The organism is Fluviicola sp., from assembly GCF_030151805.1.
Taxonomy (GTDB): domain Bacteria; phylum Bacteroidota; class Bacteroidia; order Flavobacteriales_D; family Crocinitomicaceae; genus Fluviicola.
This window is the reverse complement of record NZ_JASLCN010000065.1, coordinates 1-6005: the sequence shown is the minus strand read 5'-3', so window position 1 is coordinate 6005 and position 6005 is coordinate 1. Positions and strand designations below refer to the sequence as shown.

The window sequence follows — 6005 nt, the reverse complement described above, 5'->3', positions numbered from 1 at the left end:
TGGAGAAAGTACTGGGCTTGTTGTAACCGGGACTTCGACTTCACTCAACCCGTGTTTAATCCGGATGATTTAACGTTTATCCCTTAGTATTTGTGTTCACTGCGGTTATCCACAAATGTTACTATTTCTAAACGAGATTTAGCGATTCTATAAATCAAAGACGTTTGTTTGGATAAAACACATTTTCTAAGTCCGGTTATTTTAGAATCCGGGCATAGTTTCTTATTGTTTCCAATTGCGATGATTAATCTTTCGATTTCATGTTGCAAATCCAGAACGGGACTTATTCCCCACTCTTCAAATATGTACTCTAAAAGTCCAGACGATCCAAAGCTTCTGCTGACCAAACAATTTTAGTTTTAGCCATTTTTTAGTCGGGAAATCTTTTCCGAAATTCGTTTCATTCCAGCTTCCTGTGTTGTGATCCGGTTGTTTTCTAAATCGTCGAGACCACGTTCAATAGAAGCTTTCGCTTCTTCTGAAAGCGCATTGTACCAATCTTCTTCCTGATTTGCAGTTGCTTTTGAAAGCAAGGTATAAACAGCCTCCAAAACAGTATTGTCTGAAACTCCGTCGATTAACTGATGCAAGCTTAATTTTAAATCTACCGTACTCATAAACTCAAAGATATGAAAAATCAAGTTTGCTTACAAAACCAACACTTTAATCTGTTGATAAGAAGAGGGCTGAGCAGGGTCGAAGCCTGAATCAATAAAAACAAAAAACGGAAGATTACTCCTCCGTTTTTTCACTATTTTCTTCTGTTGAAGCCGAACTTGACCTGGCTACCTGTTTCTTTTCCTTTGGGAAGTATTTGCGTTGTCGGATGATAATCATCACAACTCCGATACTGATTGCAGCGTCAGCCACGTTCCAGATCGCAGGGAAGATCTGGTTGTCTCCGTTTTTGTCGTACCATGGAACCCACGACGGCCATTCCACATTGAATTGGAACATATCTACAACATTCCCTAAAAGGAATCCCGTATGTCTGGTTTCGTATTTACCGACTATTCCGCAATCCGACCAAACTCCTGATCCTTCGAGGTGATTGAATCCGATGCACGGATCGTAATCGAAAATGAAGTCGTAGAACATGGAATCGATCAGGTTTCCGGTTGCCCCGGCAAATACCAATCCGATTGCAAGCAAAAATTCGGTTTTTGCACCTCTGCGCCATTGTTTCACAAAATAGTAAGCAATTGCACAGCTGGCAATGATCCTGAAAATACTCAATCCTAATTTCGCCCAAATACTGGCTCCGAAAGTGGTACCGAAAGCCATTCCCTGATTTTCGATATAAAGCAGGCGAAACCAGGAACCGATTGCATTTACCGGTGGATCGTAATAATTGAACGTCGTTTTAACCCAAACTTTGGTGATCTGATCGATTAACAAGATGCAGAATACCGCTATTAAAACGATATAGAGTTGTTTCTTCAACTTATTTGTTTTGCATGTTTTTAGCTTCGATACTCAACGTAGCATGCGGAACCAGTTTCAAACGCTCCTTTTGGATCAATTTACCGGTTACACGACAAATTCCGTACGTTTTATTCTCAATACGCATCAATGCATTTTTCAGATTTTCGATGAACTTCTCCTGACGGGCAGCCAATTGTGCAACTTCTTCACGTGACAACGTTTCCGAACCATCCTCCATCATATTGAAAGTTCTCCCTGTGTCATCGGTTCCATGATTGTTATTTGACAAAGAAGCTTTTAACATATCATAATCATCGTATGCTTCTTTCAACTTATCGTTGATCAATTGACGGAATTCTTCCAATTCACTATCTGAGTATCTTGTTTTCTCCTGTGACATGGTAAAGTAACTTTTGAAATTCGCACAAAAATAATCGAATTTTCAGAGGAGTGACGAGAAAAGGACGAATGGTAACAATTACTTATTCACAGGAATAGCCTGTCAAGGGTTGTTTTTGTTAGTAAAACACTGGATTACAGTATTAAAAAGTCTGAAAATCGAAAGTGTTAAAGAGATTTAATATTCCTGTTTATGCTGATAATCAAATCCATTTAACATTTGCTTTTCATGGTGGCGAAAAGTTGCGATTGCTCCGAAAACAAGAGCTCTGACTCATCATAATGCTCTCTGACGATTCCGGATGTTCGCAATTTTGGCAATCAGGTAAATTTAGAAATTGCCAATTCGGCATTTTACGAATCCGTGCAATTTATTTCCTGAAACGGCAACGTGTTGTTATCCAATTCGATGTTTCTCAATCCAATTGGTCAGTTCAATAAATTCTTCTACTCCCAAACGTTCCGGTCTCAACTGCAGCATCGGGTTTTCCTCGTAAGTTTCGGGAAGTAATGCTTTGATCGAATTCCGGATAGTTTTACGCCGCTGATTGAAGGACATTTTGACTACCTGCTTGAATAATTTTTCATCACATGGAAGTTTTTCTCTGTCGTTTCGCGTGCAACGGATTACTCCGGATTTTACTTTCGGCGGTGGATCGAACACGTGCTCATCTACCGTAAAACAATATTCGATGTCGTAATATGCCTGAAGCAAAACGCTTAGAATTCCGTAGGTTTTCGACCCGGGTTTTTCGGCAACGCGCTGCGCCACTTCTTTCTGGAACATTCCCATGATTTCAGGAATCGAATCTTTGAAGTCGATGCATTTGAACAGGATCTGGGAAGAAATGTTGTAGGGGAAATTTCCAACTACGGCGAAGGGTTTTTGTTCCACAATTTTAGTCGGATCCATTTTCAAAAAATCTCCGAAAATAATGCGTTCGCCCAACTGCGGATAATGAATCTTCAAATAATCGATGGATTCTGTGTCCACATCCATTACGTATAGTTCCGTTTCGGGATCCTGCAACAGGTATTCCGTTAAAGCTCCCATTCCCGGACCAATTTCAATGGCAGTTTTCACCCCTTGATGATGTTGAAACTGCTCTGCAATTTTCTTACAGATATTCTTGTCTTTCAGGAAATGCTGCCCTAAATGCTTTTTGGCTCTAACGCTCATGAGTAAAATGTTGGATCACGTTCAAGGTACTTCTGAATGCCGCAAAATGACCTTCATACCTGCTTTTATGTTCAACCTGCAACAGTGCAGCGTGATTTTTCTGATAATCTTCCAAATGCTCCTGACTGTATGCGACATACGTCATAGCATATGTACACGCTCCGTCTTCTTCATTATTCATTTTGGACATACGGCTTTCCAAAAAACATCCGGTTTTCATTACTTCCGGAATATGTACTTCACGCATCCACTTCACCCAATCCTGTTCAATAGCCGGATTGATGCTCACAGTGACGTTATAAATTATGTGTTCCATTACTGCAAAGGTACTTAAAATTAGAATGAGGAGTTTACTGGGTTGCTTTCCGGCAATTCCACACATTTTTATAAATTTATAAAATTATGTGGAAAGACTGATTCAAGAGGGCTTGAAGGTGTTTTACCATACAAAAAAGGCCTCCCCTTTCGGGAAAGCCTTTCTTATTTCTGTTAATTCTTTATTAGTTTTTCACCCAACGAACCAATGCCGTTCCTGAAGGAGAAGTCAAACGGATAAAGTAAGTTCCTGAAACCAATGTTTCAGTGTTGAACTCTAATTCATCTGCAGACTTTTGAGTGGAAGTCAATGTGATTTCTTTCCCATCTACTCCTACGAATGTTACATTGAATCCGTTCCATCCTGAAGCCAGGTTCAATACTACTGAGCTCGTTCCCGGATTCGGATATACATTCAGGTTCGCCAAAATAGACTCTTCGATTCCTAACACACCGTCAACTCCGTCACAATTCTCATCAATGGTGTTTCCGGTTTGATCAGCTGCACCCGGATGGATTGCTGCATTTGTATCGTTACAATCGTCATCGTTTGTTACGTAACCAGCAGGCTGTGAACAATGTGTTTGAGAAACCGCAGGATTTCCGTAACCGTCACCATCTGCATCTGCATAATATGTTGCGGTAGCAAGTCCTTCATCGATGTTTCCGTCACAGTTATTATCCACTCCGTCACACACTTCTGTTGCATCCGGATTTATTTGGTCGTCGTTGTCGTCGCAATCCTCATTGTTTGTAACAGAACCTGCAATCGGAGTACAAGAATTCACTGCTGTTGCATCCGCATCACCGAATCCGTCACCGTCAGCATCTACATAGTAAAGTACAATTGATCCGATCTGAGCATCCGTATCGTCACAGTCATTGTCATTTGACACGTGGTTTGCAGGGCGTGTACAAGAAACCTGGGAAGATCCTGCATCACCAAATCCGTCACCATCTGTATCTGCATACCAAACAGCACCCGGGAATTCTTCTGCGTCCGTATCATCACAATCTGTGTTGTCAAGAACATATCCGTTCGGAGCAATACAATCAGTTTGAGAAGCCGCAGGGTTTCCGTAACCGTCACCATCTGTATCTGCGTAGTATGTCTGAGTTGGCAAAGCAGTGATGTTACCAACTAAACTTACGTCATCGTTTCTGTATGCACCTGTAACATTTGCAGCACCTGTGATAAAGATGCGGAATTCAACCGGTGTTGAAACGGCATCAAAAGCACTTGAAAGCGCAATGGTTTCATTCACATTTACTGCTGTTGCCGTAAATGTCATGGTATAGATATCAGCAGCAAAATTGTCAAGGCTTGAACGAACATGAACCGTTGCCAATCCTGTTGTGTTACTTACGCGATGAGTCAATTTCAACTGATTCAGATCCATTGCGTGGCAGTTTGCCGGGGTAATCGTAAATCCGTAGTATTCAGAAGTATCAACTGTTGTACCTGTATTCCAATCCACTGTATTTAGGTAATCATTACCAGTCGTACACGTTGTATTGTTGTATTTATAATCACTAAAGGTTGCATTTGCAGGTTGAGCACTTGTAAGACCCAATACCGGTGTTGCACAACTATTCCCTGTAAACTGGTACATTCCAAGAGTTGTACCCAGTGTGTTCAAATCCGAACCGTTACAATCTTCATCAATTCCGTTGTTTGGAATTTCAGTTGCTCCCGGGTGAATTGCAGGGTTGTTGTCGTTACAATCGGTATTGTTTGTTACAGATCCTCCGATTACTGTACAAGAAGGAACTCCCGTAGCAGTTGCAGATCCATATCCGTCGCCATCAGAGTCTACGTAATATAAAACGGCAACACCAATTGCCGGGTTTGTATCATCACAATCCGTGTTATTTGTAACATGGTTAGCAGGCGCTGTACACTGAACAACCGCAGTTGCCGGATCTCCGAATCCATCTCCATCCGTATCCGCATAATAAGTTGTTCCGGTTGTGATCGCCGGATTGGTATCGTCACAATCATCATCATTCGTCACGTAATCTGTGATCGGATTACATCCCGGTTGAGAAACGTTCGGGTTTCCGAATCCATCGTGATCCAAATCCTGGTAATAAGTGATCGACCCGGTAATTGTTAAGTTAATCGTAAGAATACTGTCACATCCTGCCGTATTCGGAATAGTATCATGATAAACTCCTGAAGTCGTGTATGATTCATGACCTGAAGGAACCTGGTAAGTTCCACACCACGAAACATTCAGAGTATTTGTTGTGTTGTGTTTAATTGTCAGGTTGATCGTTAAAATACTGTCACATCCTGCCGCATTCGGAATGGTATCGTGGTAAACTCCTGAAGTGTTGTATGTTTCATGCGTTGAAGGGACCGTGTATGTTTCACATTCTGAAACGTTGATTGTGTTCGTCGTGTTACATGTAACCGCAGTAGCCCAGGAAACAGTTACATCATCAATCGATAAACCATGGTCATTCCCTGTTTGATCCGGATCATCCCATTTAATCATCAGATATTCGCCGGCTGCTAAAACCAATCCGGGAATTTGAATATTTGATAGTGCAACTTTATTAGCCGGAAGGTTTCCATCCAAAGCAGCCCCAGCCGTAGGAGCAACAAAAATCGGACTAGTCCCCGTTAATGCAGTAACCTGGGTCCAGGTTGTGTTTACATTCGGATTTAAAGATGTAATTG

At 41.5% G+C, this 6005-nt stretch carries 6 protein-coding genes; all 6 read right to left on the bottom strand.

Going from position 1 to position 6005, the window contains the following annotated elements; all coding sequences use genetic code 11:
• Positions 1–359: 359 nt before the first annotated feature.
• The gene (locus Q1V93_RS02600; protein ID WP_300661021.1) at positions 360–617 is read right to left on the bottom strand and encodes a hypothetical protein; all 258 of its coding nucleotides are present in this window, start codon (positions 615–617) and stop codon (positions 360–362) included.
• Between the two features lie 115 nt (positions 618–732).
• Entirely contained in the window at positions 733–1443 is a 711-nt protein-coding gene (locus tag Q1V93_RS02595) for a signal peptidase II (RefSeq protein ID WP_300661018.1), read from the bottom strand.
• Position 1444: 1 nt separating this feature from the next.
• Positions 1445–1825: a TraR/DksA C4-type zinc finger protein gene (locus Q1V93_RS02590; protein WP_300661015.1), complete on the bottom strand. Its 381-nt coding sequence runs from the start codon at positions 1823–1825 to the stop codon at positions 1445–1447.
• A gap of 396 nt (positions 1826–2221) precedes the next feature.
• A complete protein-coding gene (gene rsmA / locus Q1V93_RS02585; RefSeq protein ID WP_300661013.1) occupies positions 2222–3004 on the bottom strand; it encodes a 16S rRNA (adenine(1518)-N(6)/adenine(1519)-N(6))-dimethyltransferase RsmA in 783 nt (260 codons plus the stop codon).
• Positions 2994–3320: a DUF4286 family protein gene (locus tag Q1V93_RS02580; protein ID WP_300661011.1), complete on the bottom strand. Its 327-nt coding sequence runs from the start codon at positions 3318–3320 to the stop codon at positions 2994–2996. Before Q1V93_RS02580 ends, rsmA begins: the two co-directional genes overlap by 11 nt.
• Before the next feature lie 184 nt (positions 3321–3504).
• A partial coding sequence (locus Q1V93_RS02575) for a MopE-related protein (RefSeq protein ID WP_300661009.1) occupies positions 3505–6005 on the bottom strand: 2501 nt, incomplete at its 5' end.

Bases quoted from the DNA above. Each gene is read 5' to 3' on its own strand.
- Q1V93_RS02600 (WP_300661021.1), bottom strand. From the start codon at position 617: ATGAGTACGGTAGATTTAAAATTAAGCTTGCATCAGTTAATCGACGGA.
- Q1V93_RS02590 (WP_300661015.1), bottom strand. From the start codon at position 1,825: ATGTCACAGGAGAAAACAAGATACTCAGATAGTGAATTGGAAGAATTC.
- rsmA (WP_300661013.1), bottom strand. From the start codon at position 3,004: ATGAGCGTTAGAGCCAAAAAGCATTTAGGGCAGCATTTCCTGAAAGAC.
- Q1V93_RS02580 (WP_300661011.1), bottom strand. From the start codon at position 3,320: ATGGAACACATAATTTATAACGTCACTGTGAGCATCAATCCGGCTATT.